Source organism: Lysinibacillus sp. BPa_S21 (genome assembly GCF_023337795.1).
GTDB lineage: Bacteria > Bacillota > Bacilli > Bacillales_A > Planococcaceae > Lysinibacillus.
In genome coordinates, this window is the sequence record NZ_JALIRS010000004.1 from 254,426 (window position 1) to 272,324 (window position 17,899).

The following is a 17,899-nucleotide window of genomic DNA, read 5'->3' on the forward strand; positions in this document are numbered from 1 at the left end:
AATAAAAGCAGGGGTAAAGAGTATGGAAGGAAAGCCACCATTCTCTGCTCCTGTTTTTACTACCTGATTTACAAGGTATATCAAAATAGTAAGATGTTAGGTATAATTAGTAATGAAGAAAAGAAAAATTATGATTAGATTAAACCTTGTATAGAAGGGGGAGAAAACTTAAATTGACAAATAATAATAAAACGGTCGTCCGTTCAATGGATATTTTAAATTTATTTATCGATCATACTGAACTGTCATTTCAAGAAGTCATTGAGTTATCAGGAATCCCTAAAACCACCGCTTTCCGCATGTTGAAATCTTTTGAGGAAATGGAATTTTTAGAAAAGGGAACGGATACAAAATATAGGTTAGGTATTCTCTTCCTTAAATTTGGACATCTAGTATCAACACGCCTAGATGTGCGGAAAATCGCTGATCCAATTATGAATGCGTTACATAATGATGTAAAAGAAGCCATTAATTTAATCGTTCGTGATGGTGATGATGCTGTTTATATCGAGAAAATAGATACGAAGCAAAAAGTTCGACTCTACACAGCAATTGGTAGAAAAAGTCCTCTTTATGCAGGGGCATGCCCGCGTGCTATATTATCCTTTTTACCGGATGCAGACATAAAGGAATATCTCGATTCAGTAGAACTTAAATCATTTGCAATGGGGACGATTACAGAAAAGGAAAGACTTTTTGAAACGATTGTGCAGGCTAGAGAACTTGGTTATACAATCAGCCATTCAGAATTAGAAAATTATACATCTGCTGTTGCAGCACCGATTTACGATCATAAAGGAGAAGTCGTTGCAGCAATGAGTATTGCGGGATTAGAAACCAATTATCAAGGAAAAAACGTTGAAATCTTCGTCGAGAAACTAAAGAAAGCTACCGCAGAGATTTCTAAACAATTGGGGTATGAACAGCTTTAAAAAATGGGTAGTCTCAAAAGTCATTTGAGATTACCCATTTTGCGTTGGAGTTGATAATTTATGGATCATCACCAAAAGTTGTGGATGACATTTTTAAAAATATATGCACGGTATTTTAGTTGATTGTAGTGGAGACTGGACGCCCCCAGGAAGCTCTGCTCTGTGCGAAAGCGAAGCGACAGCAACAAAGCGCCCAGTCGGAACGGAAATCAACCACACGGTTTGATGAAAAGCCTAATTTTTAGGAAATATTTTTATCTAAATATGCTACACCCTTTTTAAACGGAGCCCAAATGCTAATTCATGCCGTTTTTTTTCTTGACGTATTAATGCTAATTGAGCTTCTTCAAGAGTGACCTCTTTAAAATGGACGCGACCATTTGCTTGCATTTGTGCTAATGAGGGTAAATCAGCAGAAATGACTTGACCTATTTTAGGATACCCACCAGTTGTTTGACGATCTGCCATTAAAATAATAGGTTGCCCATTGGGGGGGACTTGAATCGTTCCAAATGTAACCCCTTCGGATAATAATTCAAATGGCTCTTTTAACTGAATAGCCTCTCCTTCTAATCGATAGCCCATTCGATCTGCGTGTGTAGTGATGGTGTAAGGTGTTGACAGGAATTTTTTTAAACTCTCTTCATCGAAATGCTGATATTCAGAGCCTCTTATGAAGCGGATTGTTTGCGTTTTTTTAAATGCAACAAAGGATGTGTAATCAGCTGACCAAGAAAGATGTGTCGGTTCTTTTTTTAATTGTTTAAAAAGATCCTCTCCTAACGCTGATCGTCTATCTAATTCAAAGACATCATTCTTCAGCAATTTTCTTCCTTGAAATCCTCCAATTCCAGCACGTAAATAGGTGCTTTTACTGCCCATCACATTGGGCACTTGAATGCCCCCACTAAACGATACGTAAGCTCGGCAACCACTAATCCCAGTATTAAATTTTAAAACAGAGCCTTTTTGAATGAAAAGTGGTCGCCACATTGGTGCTTCTTTGCCGTCTATTGTAGGTTGTAAATTACCACCTGTAATTGCGATCAGTTCATCCGTTTCAAATAAAAGGGTTGTTCCATAAAGTGTCACCTCAAGAGCGCCTTCTCCTTCCGAATTGCCAACAAGTAAATTCGCAATTCGCAAGGACATTGAATCCATTGCTCCTCCGACGATAACACCAAACTTTTGTAGTCCATATCTTCCTAGGTCTTGAATAGTTGCCAGCACACCTGGATGTAGTACTTTTATGCCCATGTTTCCATCTCCCATTCGCTCTTATATTCTTCCAACGAAATTGGTACAAACTGAATTCGATCACCCGGTTGTAATAAGGTTGGAGGAGATAGTTCAGGTTGAAACAAACGTGAAGGTGTTCGGCCGATGATTTGCCATCCACCTGGAGTTTCTAATGGGTAAATCCCTGTTTGATTTCCCGCAATTCCAACAGATCCCGGAGTAATCGATAACCGTGGAGTTTCTTTACGAGGCGTTGCTATTTGTCTGTCCATTCCGCCCATAAACGGAAAACCTGGAGCAAAGCCTATCATGTAAACAAGATATTCAACAGAAGAGTGAATTTTAATGACTTCATTAGGTGTTATCCCATGATAGGAGGCTACAAATTCTAGATCTGGTCCCATTTCGCCACCATATACTACAGGGATTTTTACGACACGCGCCTTCGTTGTTTCAACTATATGAGATTGGTTCAGTAAAGAAAGAATTATTGCTTTCACCTTTTCGTAAGGCATTTCGCCTCCTTTTTCTACATTTGAAAAGTATACTTCAATAGGATTGTAATAAACTGTCACATTATTATAGGCAGGCACAGCCTCGATGAATCCTTCAAATGGATTTCTCTCTAATACATTTAATATATATTTCACTTTGTAATGAATTGCCTCACTGATTCCTTCACCTACATGTATGACTAGTGCAGAATCACTCAAAGGTCTTATCTGTACATTCTCTTTTAAATTCATCATAAAAACCATCTCCTGAAGTTTCGTAATTCGGTATGCAAGTTTTAAATAACGGATTATTTAATATTATATTTCAACAATAAACGAAAACAAGTTTGATTTAAATGAAAATTTTAAAAAAAATATTCTTTCTCAAAATTTTAAATTCACACTTTTCAGTGACAATAAAATATGTTAATATTTTTTTAAATTTCAAAACTTAAGTTCCGAATATCGGTACAAATGTTGGTAAATGTATTCAGTATAACTACTTTAGTTAGAAGAAAATGGGGGAAGAAGATGTTTCGAGTTGATTTAAACTGTGATTTAGGGGAAAGTTTTGGTCGTTATCGACTTGGAGAGCAAGAAGAAATCTTACAATATGTAACCTCTGCTAATATTGCTTGTGGATTCCATGCTGGAGACCCAACAGTCATGCGAGAGACAGTTAAGTTAGCCATTGCCAATGGTGTGAAGATCGGGGCACATCCAGGATTACCGGATTTAAATGGCTTTGGACGACGTGAGATGAACATCACACCACAGGAAGCTTATGATATGGTTATTTATCAAGTTGGAGCATTGCAAGGTTTTCTAACGACCTACAATGAAACCATGCAGCATGTTAAGCCACATGGAGCACTTTATAATATGGCTGCTAAAAATCCAGCGATTGCTGAGGCAATCGCACAAGCTATTTATGATATGTCACCTTCACTTGTGTTATTTGGTCTCTCAGGTAGTGAATTAACAAAAGCTGGAGAAAAAGTAGGGCTTCAAACAGCCCATGAAGTGTTTGCAGATCGTACCTATCAGAAGGATGGTTCTTTAACATCTCGTAAACAACCGGATGCATTGATTACCGATAAGGAACAGGCAGTGAGTCAGGTTGTGAGAATGGTGAAAGAGGGAAGTGTTCTGTCCCAACAGAAAATTGATGTCCCATTACGGGCAAATACTATTTGTATTCATGGGGACGGGGAACATGCTGTAGAGTTTGCAAAATATATTCATTCAAGATTAGCAGAGCAACAAATATCAGTTCGTGCAATCAAGGAGGGGTAAGCCAATGGTAGCAAAAGAAAAGGAAGTTAGTGAAGCAGCAATCGAGCAAGAGAAAAAAGGTGCCTTTGTTAAGAAAACAGCAAGTAAAAGTGTGTTAATAGGAGCAGCCTTTTTAATGGCTACCTCATCTATCGGACCGGGTTTTTTAACACAAACGACAGTATTTACACAGCAATTAGCGGCTAGTTTTGGATTTGTCATTTTAATTTCATTAATTCTAGATATTGTCGCACAGGTAAACGTTTGGCGAATCATTGCTGTTTCTGGCTTGCGAGGGCAAGAAATTGCCAATAAGGTGTTACCTGGATTAGGTGTTCTCCTTGCAATTATGATTGTTATAGGAGGTTTAGCATTTAATATTGGGAACGTTGCTGGAGCTGGATTAGGGTTAAATGCAATGCTTGGCGTAGAACCAATTATGGGTGCCATATTAAGTGCACTTTTTGCTATTTTTATATTTATCTATAAAGAAGCAGGAAAGGCAATGGACAAGGTTGCGCAAATTGCTGGCGGTGTCATGATTTTACTCATGTTATTCGTTGCTTTTAAAACGTCACCACCTGTAGGAGAAGCGATTGTGAATACCGTTTGGCCTAAAGAAATTAGCTGGTTTGCGATTGTAACTTTGGTTGGTGGATCGGTTGGAGGTTACATTACTTTTGCTGGTGGTCACCGCCTTTTGGATGCTGGTATTAAAGGGCAAGAATCTTTGCCCGAAGTAACAAAAAGCTCTGTGACAGGGATTTTGATCACTGGCGTAATGCGTATTGCTTTATTTTTAGCGGTGCTTGGCGTTGTTTCAAAAGGTTTAGTCATTGATCCTGCCAATCCCCCTGCCTCTGTTTTCCAACTAGCTGCGGGTAATATTGGTTATCGCATGTTTGGTATGATTATGTGGGCTGCAGCGATTACTTCTGTTGTAGGTGCAGCTTATACATCCGTTTCATTTATTCGTACATTCCACCCTAGCATTGAGAAATATCATAATTGGGTGATTATAGCCTTTATCGTCATTTCAACAACAACCTTTGCCTTGGTTGGGAAGCCTGTTAATGTGTTAATTTTGGTAGGTGCATTAAATGCACTGATTTTACCATTAGCACTTGGCATTATATTAGTTGCTGCACACAAAAAAGAAATTGTTGGTACATATAAGCATCCTCGTTGGTTAACTGTAACGGGAGCCATTGTAGTTGTTCTTATGGGATATCTCAGCATCATTACATTAATTGAACAAATTCCAAAAATTTTTAGTTAATCTAATAACCAGCCATCCATGAGCAACTTTTCATGGATGGTTAATTTCTAAGGAGTGAATGGATGATGACAACATATAGTACTTTAGAGCCGAATGAAATCCGTCAACGTATTCGCAATCAAGAAATTTCTGGACCAACTTCTGGCATGTCGATTGGGTTTACACAAGCAAATTTAGTAATTTTGAAGAAGGAGCACGCCTTTGATTTTCTCCTATTTTGTCAGCGAAATCCAAAGCCATGCCCATTATTAGACGTGACTGAACCTGGATCATTTATACCTTCAAAAATTGCTAAAAATGCAGATATTCGCAAGGACATTCCGAAATATCGTATTTATCGGGATGGTATTTTAACGGAAGAAGTATTAGATATTACAGATTATTGGGAAGAGGATATGGTAGGCTTTTTAATAGGGTGTAGCTTCACATTTGAAACACCTCTTCTTGAAGCAGGTATTCCAATAAGACATATTCAAGAAAACTGTAATGTACCAATGTATAAAACAAATATCGCTTGTGAAAAGGCAGGTGTGTTTAAAGGACCAACTGTTGTCAGTATGCGCCCTATGACACCAGAGGATGCGATTCGTGCCATCCAAATTACTTCGCGCTTTCCAAATGTACACGGTGCACCCATTCATATTGGTCATCCAGAACAAATAGGGATTACGGATATTTCAAAACCAGATTTCGGTGATGCCGTGTCCATTAAGTCAGGGGAAGTACCTGTATTTTGGGCTTGTGGCGTAACCCCTCAGGCAGTAGCAATGGAAAGTAAACCTTCTATTGTAATTACCCATGCACCGGGGCATATGCTAATCACTGATATAAAGGAAACAAGCTTGAGTATACTTTAAGGTATGTTCGGAGACATTTATTAATTTTCTTCATAAAGGCTGTTTTCGTATGGCTGTTTTCTCAAAGATTGTTGCTGTTAAAGACAGATTTAATCTACAAAATGTGTGTAGGATAAATCTGTCTTTTCGGTTTGATATTTCGTGATTGAAGAAAAAACATTCATTATTTTTAAAATATTTTACTTACTTCTATGTAAAATAACTATTTTCCTCGTGGCCAAATGAAATATGAAATAGATATGATAAAATCAATTCCCAGTACTAAAGACCATACTTTTAGTGTTTCAAAAAGTTTAGAGCTACGGTCCGCATCATTTACTAAGTATATCAATATTAATAAAAATCCTGCTCCGATGATATATGCGAATAAATGCTGAAAAGACCCTTTCAAAGAATTACGAGCATATGCGAAACCAGTCTTTTTTTCAGGTTTTGTTCCCTCTTTTTTTATGTAGTATAAGAACCTTTCATCAGCCCAACGAACGATACTCTTTCCAAAAGCAATCGACACACCTAAATAGATAGCAGCAATTGCGTGAGACGTAGTTGCATTTCCACCCTTTAATAGATCTATAGCAGTTACGATTAACAGAAACAAATCAATCACGGGTGTTAGAAGTAAAAAGAACGATCCCATTTTTTTAAAGTTATATACATAACGTAAAGTTAGACCGAGTATTATAACAATCCAAAAACCAATTTCTGCTGCAATAATTGACCAAGTAATAAAATTCAATTAACCACCCCACACTTTTACTTACAAAAAATCTAGTATAAAAACACACGCTTAAATATTGTATATTATATTATAAGGAGAAACAATAAAATAATTCCACCTTTTATCAAATTTACCATATTAATTCAGTGAAAACCTCTTTTTCTTCGCTAATTGAATAACAGTAAACTACTGAATCCGCTTAAAAAGCATCTGATAAATGGTGCTCTTTGCCTTTTCTTATTGCTTCAATTGTGAAATAGTTAGATTTTTGACAAGTTAAAATAAGCATTTGCTCTACCCGATTTTCAAATGCCAAGTTTTTATGTAACTCAAGCCAACGATACCAGTACTATCCAAATAATACGTACCAACGCCCTGAAATCGTTCCATCCATCCTTTACATATTATTGAACGCCTCCTGCAAATGCATTATAATCAACCACATTCAGTATTTTGAAGAGAGCAACAATCTATACGAAAACAGCCTTTCGTATAGATTGTTGCAAATACATTAAGACCAGTCCATTCTACACATTTTGTAGATGAACTTGGTCTTTAGTAAATCATTCTTAAACTAAAATAACTATATATTTTCAGGTAAATAATGTTTATACATTTCCAATGCATCGGTATGCTCTTTTAATACAGCAATGGTTTTATGGTTTGGTTTTGCAAAAATAATAGAATAATCCTCTTCGTTAAGTTCCTTATTAATTGAAAAAGCTAATTTTTCTTCATCTAATGAAAATTGAGCATTAACACCAGTTTTGTTTCCACGAGCATCTAATCGTATCCACTTCTTATAAGACTGAAAATAAACAGCATTCAAAGCGTGAATCGAATATCCTTTTTCTGGGGTATCAAACAACATTAAACGCTGATAACAAAAACCTGTTGGAATTCCTTGCGAACGTAATAGTGCTGCCAAAAGATTTGATTTTGCATAGCAAATACCTTGTTTATACTTCAATACATCTGATGCGTGACAAGTAACTTTTTTTCCTTGAATATCCCAAGAATGTGATATTTCATCACGAACAAATTCAAAAGCAATTTTTGCTTTTTCAATTTCTGTTTGAGTAGAGTTAAATAGTTCTTCAATTTTTTCTTTAATTATTGAATTTGAATAATCAACCACATCTAACTCAAGTAAATAATCCCCTAAATTTTCAGATTCAAATACAAACCCCATAAACCACCAACCCTCTCGATTGAATTTTTATTAATTGTTAAGTATTAATATACGATAAAGTGAGATGGTTCGTATATATTTTTTTCTACTAACCTTTGTTGAATAGCAACGATCTTTAAGAAAACAGCCTTAATAAAAAAGGACTTACTTGTGGAATACCACAAAAAAACGCCGCAGTGTCGTTCGATTCAAGATCTTGGGGGTAAAGAAATACGTGTCGTGACAAGTTTAATAGATATTACTGCTTAGAAAGCATGAAGAAAAACGAGATGATTTAACGGCACGGAGCATCTAGCCTTTTTGTATGTATTCATCACACTAGAACTTCCTTGATGATAGTTCATCAATAGAATAGTAGAGGAATGTAGTTTATGAAATGGGGGTTTAATTCACGCACATTGTAACATTGGTTATAAAATAGAAAATGAGGATTGTTTTTTTTAGTGGATGGCTAAAATAACAATGAAGAGGATGGTTAATTACAAATGAAATAATATTAATATATAATTTTTTATCAGGAATAACATTGCTAAAAGAAGAAAGCGCGTAAGTTTGAAGGAAATAATGAGGTGTGTATTTATGGATTGGAAGCCTGATAGACATGCGAAAAAAGCTATCTATAAACAACTCGCAGAATATATTGAAAAGGGAATTGCAGATGGTACATTTCCACCTGATAAACCATTGCCATCAGAGAGATATTTAGCTAGTGCTCTAAATGTAAACAGAAGTACTGTCGTGAATGCATATGACGAATTAGAATCAATGGGGCTAATTGAAAGAAATAGAGGAAGTGGTACTACCATTAGTAAGGATATATGGGGTTTAACAAAAAAACGGATTCCTAGCTGGAATAGGTATATTGAGGCGGGTTCTTTTTTACCTAGTCAACCTGTCACGCAAAAAATAAGAAAAGAAGCAGTTGAACATAAATTAATAAATTTAGCTTCCGGTGAATTGTCAGAAGAACTTTTCCCAAAAAGGTTTTTAAGCGAGATAACGTCAACACGTTCTTTTATTGGAAGCCTAGGATATGATCACCCGCAGGGGAATGAAATCTTTAGAACTACCATTGCAAAACACGTAAAAAAAAGTCGGGGAATCGAATCTAATCCTTCTTCAATACTGATAACATCAGGAGCGCAACAAGCATTACATTTAATTGTACAATGTTTGTTAAAGCCTGGAGATGCAATAGCAATAGAAGATCCTTCTTACAATTATAATCTTCCAATTTTCAAATCGGTGGGTATACAAGTGCATTACCTTCCTGTTGATAAGGATGGCATAAACCCAGAAGATTTGCAGTCATTATATAAAAAACATCGAATTAAAATGATTTTTTTAAATCCATATTTTCAAAATCCAACGGGATCCTTATTGAATAAAAAGAAAAAAGAAGCGATTTTAGATATATCCTCAAAGCTTGGAATTCCAATAGTAGAAGATGATCCTTATAGTTTAACTGCTTTTTCAGGAGAAAAAATCGCTACCCTTAAATCAATGGATAGGAATGGCAACGTCTTATACATTAGTTCTTTGTCCAAAATTGTTGCATCTGGATTAAGAATAGGGTGGATTATAGGCCCAACATCGGTGATTGAAAGATTATCCGATGCAAAACAACAAATCGACTTCGGTCATTCTAGCTATACACAATGGATAGCGAATGATTTTTTAAAATCAGAAAATTTTCATATTCATATAAAAAGTTTAATAAAGGAATTACAAAAAAGGAGAGATAAAATTGTAAAAAGCCTAGATGCTTATTTAAAAGATTTAGTGGAATATTCTATTCCTCAAGGTGGTATTCATATATGGTGTAAAATACTTAAAAACTATAATGAAACCCAATTGCTTGAAGAATCCATTAAAAGAGGCGTCATTTATGTTCCTGGTTCTACACTTGGATCCAAAGATGGCTTTGTTCGTTTTACTTTCGCCAAGGAAGATGAAGATTCAATAGATGAAGGAATCAAAAGGTTTGCAGAAGCTCTTAATAGTTTATAAACAATCGGTTGACTAAAATTTGGTAGGTTCGATGTTTTAAAATAGTGATCCCGAAGATAAATGGATGGTCAAAAAAACATCGAATTGGATGGTTATAAAAAATATAAATCCCTTATCATTGGGAGTGGATGATAAATCATCTATAAAGCCTACTGAAAGAGATGATAAGATATGACAACGGGTATGATTGTTACGCTAGTGATTGGATCTATTATTAAATTGTTAATGAGCCCTCCCAGTATAGCTGTGGCATGGGGGGTAAGTAAATTTGAACTTCATAAAAAGCTTGATGCAAAAGATGTTACGGTAACATTTAATGGAGATAATTTAGAAGAGGATGAAAAAATTAGATTTACAGACTATTTTAATAAAGCTTCCTTTTTGAAAAAACACTATATATTTCCAGGTAATGAAAAATTATTTTTACAACCAGAGACTAATGTTACCCCATTTGTCATGAACGTCAAAAGAGGTAAAAAAGAGGTTGATTTCTTTGTTTTTAGGTACGACAATCACGTTGATGTAGTCAAGAAATACAAGGAGAAGGTTGTTTCATATAGTGTTAGTTCTGAAAATCTACAAAATTTCTCCATTTTAACTATAAATCCAAACCATTGAATAGAAGGTTTTCGAAAAAAAGGGATTCATCACTGACGTAGAATCCCTTTTTTATTACCATAAAAATTACGTGAAAATAGTGCAGGGATTATTCTCCAATTTAATTGAATGGATGATTTTTTTATGACCAAAAAATCAGGGATATTGCTAGTGAAACGGCAGTTAAAAATGTTTTCGTATGAAAGCAAAGCGTCAGCTACAAGTGTTTTTTTACCTGTTTCTACTATTAATATAAAACCCGAAGCTTTAGTATCGCTTCGGGTTTATATTAATCTATCTCAATAGCATTTTCCAATAAATTAAACATGCCTTTATTTAAGTTATAAATTTCTATGTTTTAGAGTAACTCAGAAGTTGTTTTTGCTTGCATGTGAAGTTGTAGGTAGTCAGGGCCACCTGCTTTTGAATCTGTACCTGACATATTGAAGCCACCGAATGGTTGGTAACCTACAATTGCACCTGTACAGCCACGGTTGAAGTAAAGGTTTCCAACGTGGAAGTCTTCACGTGCTTTTTCTAAGTTCAAGCGGTTGTTTGTGATCACTGCACCCGTTAAACCGTATTCTGTATCGTTTGCAATTGCAATTGCTTCGTCGAAGTCTTTTGCTTTGCTGATTGCTACAACTGGACCAAAGATCTCCTCTTTCATAATGCGTGCAGATGGGTCTACGTCTGCAAATACTGTTGGGTTGACGAAGTAACCTACTGAATCATCTGCCGTACCACCTGCAACAAGACGACCTTCGCTTTTTCCGATTTCAATGTACTCTGTAATTTTGTTGAATGCAGCTGCATCGATTACCGTTGCCATGAAGTTTGTTGGGTCTGTTGGGTCACCGACTGTTAACGTGTTAGTAAGCTCAATGACACGATTAACAACTGTGTCATAGACATCTTCAACGATAATAGCACGAGAACATGCAGAACATTTTTGACCAGAGAAGCCGAATGCTGATTTCACAATGGATTGAGCAGCTAATTCAAGATCAGCTTCTTTATCAACTACGATAGTATCTTTACCACCCATTTCAGCGATAACACGTTTAATCCAAATTTGACCATCGTTTAATACAGAAGCACGTTGGTTAATACGTAAACCAACATCACGTGAACCTGTGAAGCTGATGAAGCGTGTACGTGGGTGGTCTACTAAGTAGTCCCCGATTTCTGTACCGCTACCTGGTACATAATTGACTGCACCTGCTGGTAATCCTGCTTCTTCTAATACTTCGATAAACTTATAGGCTACAACGGGTGTTGTAGAAGCTGGTTTTAATAAAACTGTGTTCCCTGTAACTAGTGCTGCTACTGTTGTACCCGCCATTATTGCGAATGGGAAGTTCCAAGGAGAGATAACGATACCTACACCTAATGGAATATAGTCATAACGGTTATATTCACCTGGGCGACTTTCTACTGGATGCCCATCTTTAATGCGTAACATTTGACGACCGTAGTATTCCATGAAGTCGATTGCTTCTGCTGTATCTGCATCTGCCTCATTCCATGGTTTACCTGCTTCTTTTGTTAATAAAGCTGAGAATTCGAATTTTCGGCGACGGATAATTGCTGCTGCTTTGAATAATACGTCTGCGCGAATCGCTGGATCTACTTTTTTCCATGTTTTGAATGTTTCATCTGCCACTTGCATTGCTTTTTCAGCTAAGTCACGTGTAGCTTTTGATACGCGACCAATCACTTCTGTTTTCTTCGCTGGATTGTACGAAATGATTTTCTCTTCTGTTGTGATGCGTTGACCACCAATGATTAGCGGGTAGTCTTGACCTAAATAGCCTTCAACAGTTTGTAAGCCTGCTACGTATGCATCTTTGTTTTCTTGTTTCGAGAAATCTGTGAATGGTTCGTGTTTATATGTAATCAAAATAATTTCCCCCTGTGAGCATAAGTGCAAAATGATTATGCACTATTTAGAATTTTATTAATTCTATAATGCAATATAATTTGGCATTAATCAACAATAATTTTCGGAATTTTTCAATTTGCATGTCTACCATTCATGCAAAATGTTAAAATATTGGGAGGGATAGGCGTATATAGGAGGACAAGATGGAAAATCATATTTTATTAAATATTTATAAATACGTTATTGAAAAAGGGGATATGGGCATTTGTGTTGTGGATACAGAGGGAAAATTGCTCATCTATAATAAAAAAATGCGAGAATTAGAAGGCGTGGATGAAGACGAATTTGAGAAGAGACGAGCATACGAAATTATTGATTTTGAATCAGAGAAACGTGATATTTATAAAGTTTTAAGCTCTGAATCGCCAATACCTAATGTAAAAAAAACGTATTGGAATAAAAAAAATCAAGAAGTCACCTATATTAGTAATATTTATCCATTGCACTATGAAGGAGCTTTAATAGGAGCTGTCGAATTTGCACGAGATATTACACAGCTTGAATATATGATGTACCAGCCATTAAGAAGATATGGTGCTCCGCTGACTTTTGAAATTATTACCGCAGTATCAGAAGTGATGCGAGATGTTATTGAAAAAGCAAAAATTGTGGCATTGAGTCGGATGCCTGCTGTGTTAATAGGGGAGTCGGGTACCGGAATTGATATGATTGCTGAGGGCATTCATCATGATTTAAGAGTGCAAAACGATTTGTTTATTACATTAATTTGCCGCAGAGATGAAAACACCATTTTAAAGCAGTTTGAAAAAAACATTGCTGGAAAAGAAAGTATTACGTTCTTCGCAGAACGGATTGAGTATCTATCTTTAGCTGCGCAACAAAAAATTGTAGAATTGTTTAACAACCATTCGCATCATCAGCATATGCTGATTGCTAGTGTGGGCAAAGACCCGATTGATTTAATTCAAGAACAAATGTTATCTAGGGAGTTATATCGATTGTTTTCAGGGATTACGATTTATGTACCCCCATTACGAGAGAGAAAAGAAGATATCATGCCGTTTATTGATGATTACTTCCATCGCCATCGTGATAGCTTTGGCTCATCCATTCAGGGGTTATCGGAAGAAGTCAAAGAGATTTTTTTGAAATATGATTGGCCTGGAAATTTAAAGGAGTTAGAAGTGTTACTTGATGAAATTTCCTCCCTTTTGACTAATGAAACTGTAGTGGATTTACATATGCTACCAGCTTACTTTAGGTGGAAAATCCAGCAGATTTATGATGGGGTGGAAGAGAATGCGGATTTATTTATTATTAAAAATCCAAATGATATTCGACCACTTGATGTCTATATGAAAGAGGTGGAAGAGTATTATATTTCAAAAGCATTAGATTTTCACCAAGGCAATATCTCAAAAACTGCGGCTACATTAGGTATACGGCGACAAAGTTTACAGTATCGTGTGAAAAACTATAAACTCAATAAAAAGAGCGAAAACATTAATTCATGATGTTTTCGCTTTTTCATTGAGTTTAAGTGTAGAAGAGTTTAAGTGTTGAATTATTTGACCTTTTTAGATAGACGACCAAGGGCAAAGGCTGTAACACCTAGACCAATTACTGTATTTGTTTTTTTAGTAAATACTTGTTTTGTGACAAGTGTTAGATTTTGAGGGCGTTCTGCTAGACGTCTCATGAAATAACCGTACCAATCACTACCGAAAGGTAAATATGTACAGAAGTTATAGCCTTCTTTCGCTAATTCATATTGCATATCTTTTCGGAAGCCATACAACATTTGGAATTCAAACTTATCATTCGGAATATTATGCTTTTTAACAAATTTCTTCACATGATTTATTACATGGTGGTCATGTGTTGCAATGGATGTGAACTTACCGTTTAGCAAATGTTGCTCGATTAGTTTTAAATAATTGCGGTCAATATCATCTTTTGATTGATAAGCAACTCGATCATCTTCCTTGTAAGCCCCTTTTACGATTCGGAGACGGAAGTTTTTGTATTTCTCAATATTTTCCTCTGACTCAAAGAAGTAAGCTTGAATAACCGTACCCACATTATCGTACTCTTGGTGTAGCTTTTCTAGTAAGTCAAATGAGCTATGAAGGCGTGCATAGTTTTCCATATCGAAATTTACAAATATATCGTACTTATGTGCAAGTGCCAAGATTTCTCTTAAATTTTCATAGCAAAAATCGATATCAATATCTTGACCTAGCTGTGAAGGCTTAAGGGAAATATGTGCATCCAATTGTTCATCATGGATAGCTTGTATCACGGCTAAAATATTTTGTTTCGCTGCTGTTGCTGCAGGTTTCTCAAAGACAAATTCGCCAAGATTATCTACTGTACAAGAAATGTTTGCTTTGTTTAATTCTTTAATTGTTTGAACGACCTCTGGAATTGTTGTGCCTGCTACAACGCTTTGTGCGCCCATTCGTAAACCATATCTTTGAGCTGCACCATTAAGCATTTGGTTCTCTGATAAGTAAATAAAAAAGTCACGTAATGCCATATAAAATCCTCCTAAAACAATGAATTTAAATTTCTTGGCGATTATAACACTAAAAAAAGAAAACTGTAAAATTTCAAAAAATTATTTTACAGAGTGTTTTCGGGTCGTGGGTTATTGTGTTTATTGAATTTCTACAGACTTGAAAATAAGTAAAAAATAATTTTTTGACGAAAAAAAACTTTTCAAACGAGTGATTATGCTTTATGTTGTGATGTATAGATTTATTAGAAAATTCTAAAAGGGGTGAATAATTTTTAAAATAGAATTTCCTAAATTTACTATTTTGTATATTTTATTATTTTTTTAAAATATTTTTTGATTTTTGGGGAGGGAATTATATGAGTAGTTATAAGTATGAAATCAAAACAATTGATACACATACTGTAGGGGAGGCAACACGTATTGTTGTGGATGGGTTTCCAAAAATTGTTGGCAAAACAATGATGGAAAAGAAAAATTTCGTAAAGGAAAATTATGATCATTTACGAATGTTACTAATGAATGAACCTCGTGGGCACAAAGATATGTTTGGATCTATTCTAGTTGAGCCTATTAATCAACAGTGTGATATTGGCGTTATTTTCATGGATAGTGGTGCTTATTTGAATATGTGCGGGCATGGAACTATTGGTACAGTCACTATGTGTATTAATAAAGGGCTTATTGAAAAGAAAGATAAAGTATTAGTGGATACACCATCAGGTATTGTGGAATGCTCTGTTTATTATAACGGTGATGAAGTTGAAGCAGTTGAATTTAAAAATGTACCTGCCTTTGTACTACATAAGGATTTAAAAATTGATTTGAATGAGCTAGGTACAGTTCAGCTTGATATTGCTTTCGGAGGAAGTTTTTTCGCTATAGTAAATGCAAGCGAGTTAAAGATAGTAATAGATTTACAAAATAAACAAGAAATATTAAAGTACGCCAAAAAAATAAGGGATTATGTCAATGCTAACATCGATATTCAACATCCGTCGATTGACGCCATCAAGTCCGTTGACTTAGTAGAGATTTCAGAAAAAATTACAAATAGCCACTATAAAAATGTTGTTGTCTTTGGGAATGAACAAATTGACCGCTCTCCTTGTGGAACAGGTACATGCGCAAAAATGGCAACGCTTTCATTGGAAGAAGGAGATACGATTATTCAAGAAAGTATTATTGGTTCACAGTTTACAGGCAGAATTTTAGGCAAAACGAATGTGGGAGATTATGAGGCAATCATTCCAGCTATTCGCGGTGCAGCTTGGATTACTGGGGAGCATAAATTCATACTTCAAAATAAAGATATTTATCCAGAAGGTTTTGTTGTTTAAATAAAATAACAGGAAAAGGGGCGGTTATATGAGTAATAAGGTATCCTTTGTTCAAATTCTAGTCATTGGATTCATGTTGTTTGCTATGTTTTTAGGTGCAGGAAATGTTATCTTTGCACCGATTGTAGGGCAGCAGGCAGGAAACAATACGCCAATTGCAATGGCAGGCTTCTTAATTACAGGGGTGGGCTTAGTTCTTTTAGCAATCGTTGCATTAAATAAAGGTGGCGGTACAGTAGAAAGTTTAGCGAATCGCGTTTCGCCAAAGTTTGCAGTGGCTTTTTCTATTTTACTATTCCTTGCATTAGGACCGTTCTATGTGATTCCACGTACAACATCGGTTGTATATGAAATTGCATTAAAACAATTGTTCCCAAGTGATGCGAACCATACATTATTTTTACTCCTTTTTTCAGTTGCTTTTATCGCTTTGACAATTTATTTATCTTGGGAAACATCTAAGCTTGTCGAACGTTTAGGGAAAATTGCGACACCTATTTTTACAGTGCTTTTAGTTATTATTGTGACAAAGTCAATTATTACACCAATGGGTTCTGCACAAGCACCTGTAGAGTCGGCTGGCTATGAAACAACGATGGCTGCTTTTTTAAAGGGCTTTACACAAGGCTATTACACAATGGATGTACTTGCTGCCTTCGTTTTTGGTGGAATTTTTATTAAATCAATTGAATCGTTGAATTTGAAGACACAAAAAGACGTTTCCAAAGTATTTTTTCAAGCAGGGATTATTACGGTTGTTGGTTTAGTTGCTTTACAGGTATCTATGGCTTGGATTGGCGTTTCGAGTGTAGGTTCTGTTGGTTATGTATCAAATGGAGGAGAGCTTATAGCCTTAGCGGCGAAAACTTTATTTGGTCAAATCGGAATTTATTTAATTGGAATCGTAATTTTCTTAACAGGAATTACAACAAACGTCGCTTGTTTAGCTGCCACTGCTGAATATTTTGGCCGCATTATGCCAAGTATTTCATATAAAAAGTGGTTAATTATTTTCTCCTTACTAGGTGTTGTATTTACAAACTTTGGTTTAACAAAGATTTTATCGATGGCTTCACCAGTATTAATGCTTTTATATCCAATTGCTATTACTTTAATCATCCTTATTTTTACAGAGAAATGGTTTGGGGGAGCACAAAGCGTATATGTAGGAACGATGATAGGTACTGCTTTTATAGCAGTATTAGATGCATTAAAGGATGCTAATATTTTGGTAGAACAAATTAACTCTACATTTGCCTTTATTCCATTATTCACATCAGGTGCAGGTTGGCTTATTACAGGTCTGTTAGGTGCTATTATTGGCTATCTTTTTAGCAATAAAAATGTTGTACAAAGTAGTAATAGTGTATCCAATTAAGTGAAACGATAGTATTATAATAATTGCATTTAAAAAGTTGTTGAATGTGCCTTTTTACTTAAAAAGGCACATTTTTAATTGGAATCGTTTAGAAGGAACAGGTTCTTTAATTGTTTTTCATCTTCTTATATCGTTTGGTAGAATGTCACAATCGTTGCAGGTGT

15 protein-coding genes and 1 pseudogene are annotated in these 17,899 nt (G+C 35.5%); 9 read left to right on the forward strand and 7 right to left on the reverse strand.

The genetic code is table 11. The annotated features are described in order from the left end of the window. The first annotated feature begins 173 nt into the window (after positions 1 to 173). Entirely contained in the window at positions 174 to 932 is a 759-nt protein-coding gene (locus MOK21_RS09660; RefSeq protein WP_249073721.1) for an IclR family transcriptional regulator, read from the forward strand. Between the two features lie 267 nt (positions 933 to 1,199). Here MOK21_RS09660 and MOK21_RS09665 read toward each other — a convergent pair whose 3' ends face one another. Both MOK21_RS09665 and pxpB read right to left on the reverse strand, forming a co-directional pair. Next, complete coding sequence (locus MOK21_RS09665; protein WP_249073722.1) at positions 1,200 to 2,189, reverse strand: 5-oxoprolinase subunit C family protein; 990 nt, start codon at positions 2,187 to 2,189, stop codon at positions 1,200 to 1,202. Then, positions 2,180 to 2,920, reverse strand: a complete 741-nt coding sequence (gene pxpB, locus MOK21_RS09670) for a 5-oxoprolinase subunit PxpB (protein WP_249073723.1) — start codon at positions 2,918 to 2,920, stop codon at positions 2,180 to 2,182. Before pxpB ends, MOK21_RS09665 begins: the two co-directional genes overlap by 10 nt. 276 nt (positions 2,921 to 3,196) lie before the next feature. Between pxpB and MOK21_RS09675 the strand changes: the two genes are divergently transcribed. The 3 genes from MOK21_RS09675 (at position 3,197) to MOK21_RS09685 (ending at position 6,076) form a co-directional block, all read left to right on the forward strand. Next, positions 3,197 to 3,961 (forward strand): LamB/YcsF family protein, encoded by a 765-nt coding sequence (locus MOK21_RS09675; RefSeq protein ID WP_249073724.1) that lies wholly within the window; start codon positions 3,197 to 3,199, stop codon positions 3,959 to 3,961. Between the two features lie 40 nt (positions 3,962 to 4,001). Then, positions 4,002 to 5,219 carry an NRAMP family divalent metal transporter gene (locus tag MOK21_RS09680; protein ID WP_249074090.1) on the forward strand — a complete coding sequence of 406 codons (1,218 nt, stop codon included), beginning with the start codon at positions 4,002 to 4,004 and terminating at the stop codon, positions 5,217 to 5,219. A gap of 65 nt (positions 5,220 to 5,284) precedes the next feature. Next, positions 5,285 to 6,076 carry a putative hydro-lyase gene (locus MOK21_RS09685; protein ID WP_249073725.1) on the forward strand — a complete coding sequence of 264 codons (792 nt, stop codon included), beginning with the start codon at positions 5,285 to 5,287 and terminating at the stop codon, positions 6,074 to 6,076. Positions 6,077 to 6,278: 202 nt separating this feature from the next. On the opposite strand, the gene MOK21_RS09690 is transcribed toward MOK21_RS09685, so the two are convergent. The 3 genes and pseudogenes from MOK21_RS09690 to MOK21_RS09700 all read right to left on the reverse strand — a co-directional run bounded on the left by MOK21_RS09690 (position 6,279) and on the right by MOK21_RS09700 (position 7,986). Further along, the gene (locus tag MOK21_RS09690; RefSeq protein ID WP_132358150.1) at positions 6,279 to 6,812 is read right to left on the reverse strand and encodes a hypothetical protein; all 534 of its coding nucleotides are present in this window, start codon (positions 6,810 to 6,812) and stop codon (positions 6,279 to 6,281) included. A 181-nt stretch (positions 6,813 to 6,993) separates the two neighbouring features. Next, positions 6,994 to 7,193: pseudogene (locus tag MOK21_RS09695) on the reverse strand (hypothetical protein); the annotation flags it as partial. Positions 7,194 to 7,377: 184 nt separating this feature from the next. Beyond that, positions 7,378 to 7,986 carry a transglutaminase-like domain-containing protein gene (locus tag MOK21_RS09700; RefSeq protein WP_249073726.1) on the reverse strand — a complete coding sequence of 203 codons (609 nt, stop codon included), beginning with the start codon at positions 7,984 to 7,986 and terminating at the stop codon, positions 7,378 to 7,380. Positions 7,987 to 8,565: 579 nt separating this feature from the next. Between MOK21_RS09700 and pdxR the strand changes: the two genes are divergently transcribed. Then, positions 8,566 to 9,996 (forward strand): MocR-like pyridoxine biosynthesis transcription factor PdxR, encoded by a 1,431-nt coding sequence (gene pdxR / locus MOK21_RS09705; RefSeq protein ID WP_249073727.1) that lies wholly within the window; start codon positions 8,566 to 8,568, stop codon positions 9,994 to 9,996. A 171-nt stretch (positions 9,997 to 10,167) separates the two neighbouring features. Next, entirely contained in the window at positions 10,168 to 10,614 is a 447-nt protein-coding gene (locus tag MOK21_RS09710) for a YfmQ family protein (protein ID WP_249073728.1), read from the forward strand. Between the two features lie 337 nt (positions 10,615 to 10,951). On the opposite strand, the gene pruA is transcribed toward MOK21_RS09710, so the two are convergent. Next, entirely contained in the window at positions 10,952 to 12,496 is a 1,545-nt protein-coding gene (gene pruA, locus MOK21_RS09715) for an L-glutamate gamma-semialdehyde dehydrogenase (protein WP_249073729.1), read from the reverse strand. 185 nt (positions 12,497 to 12,681) lie between these two features. Between pruA and MOK21_RS09720 the strand changes: the two genes are divergently transcribed. Further along, a complete protein-coding gene (locus MOK21_RS09720) occupies positions 12,682 to 14,013 on the forward strand; it encodes an AAA-type ATPase lid domain-containing protein (protein WP_249073730.1) in 1,332 nt (443 codons plus the stop codon). Between the two features lie 50 nt (positions 14,014 to 14,063). On the opposite strand, the gene MOK21_RS09725 is transcribed toward MOK21_RS09720, so the two are convergent. Further along, positions 14,064 to 15,038, reverse strand: coding sequence for a proline dehydrogenase family protein (locus MOK21_RS09725; RefSeq protein ID WP_249073731.1), 975 nt, complete (start codon positions 15,036 to 15,038; stop codon positions 14,064 to 14,066). A 338-nt stretch (positions 15,039 to 15,376) separates the two neighbouring features. On the opposite strand from MOK21_RS09725, the gene MOK21_RS09730 reads away from it, so the two are divergent. Continuing rightward, complete coding sequence (locus tag MOK21_RS09730) at positions 15,377 to 16,357, forward strand: proline racemase family protein (protein WP_249073732.1); 981 nt, start codon at positions 15,377 to 15,379, stop codon at positions 16,355 to 16,357. Between the two features lie 28 nt (positions 16,358 to 16,385). Beyond that, on the forward strand, positions 16,386 to 17,735 hold the full coding sequence (gene brnQ / locus MOK21_RS09735; protein ID WP_249073733.1) for a branched-chain amino acid transport system II carrier protein: 1,350 nt from the start codon (positions 16,386 to 16,388) through the stop codon (positions 17,733 to 17,735). Positions 17,736 to 17,899: the final 164 nt, after the last annotated feature.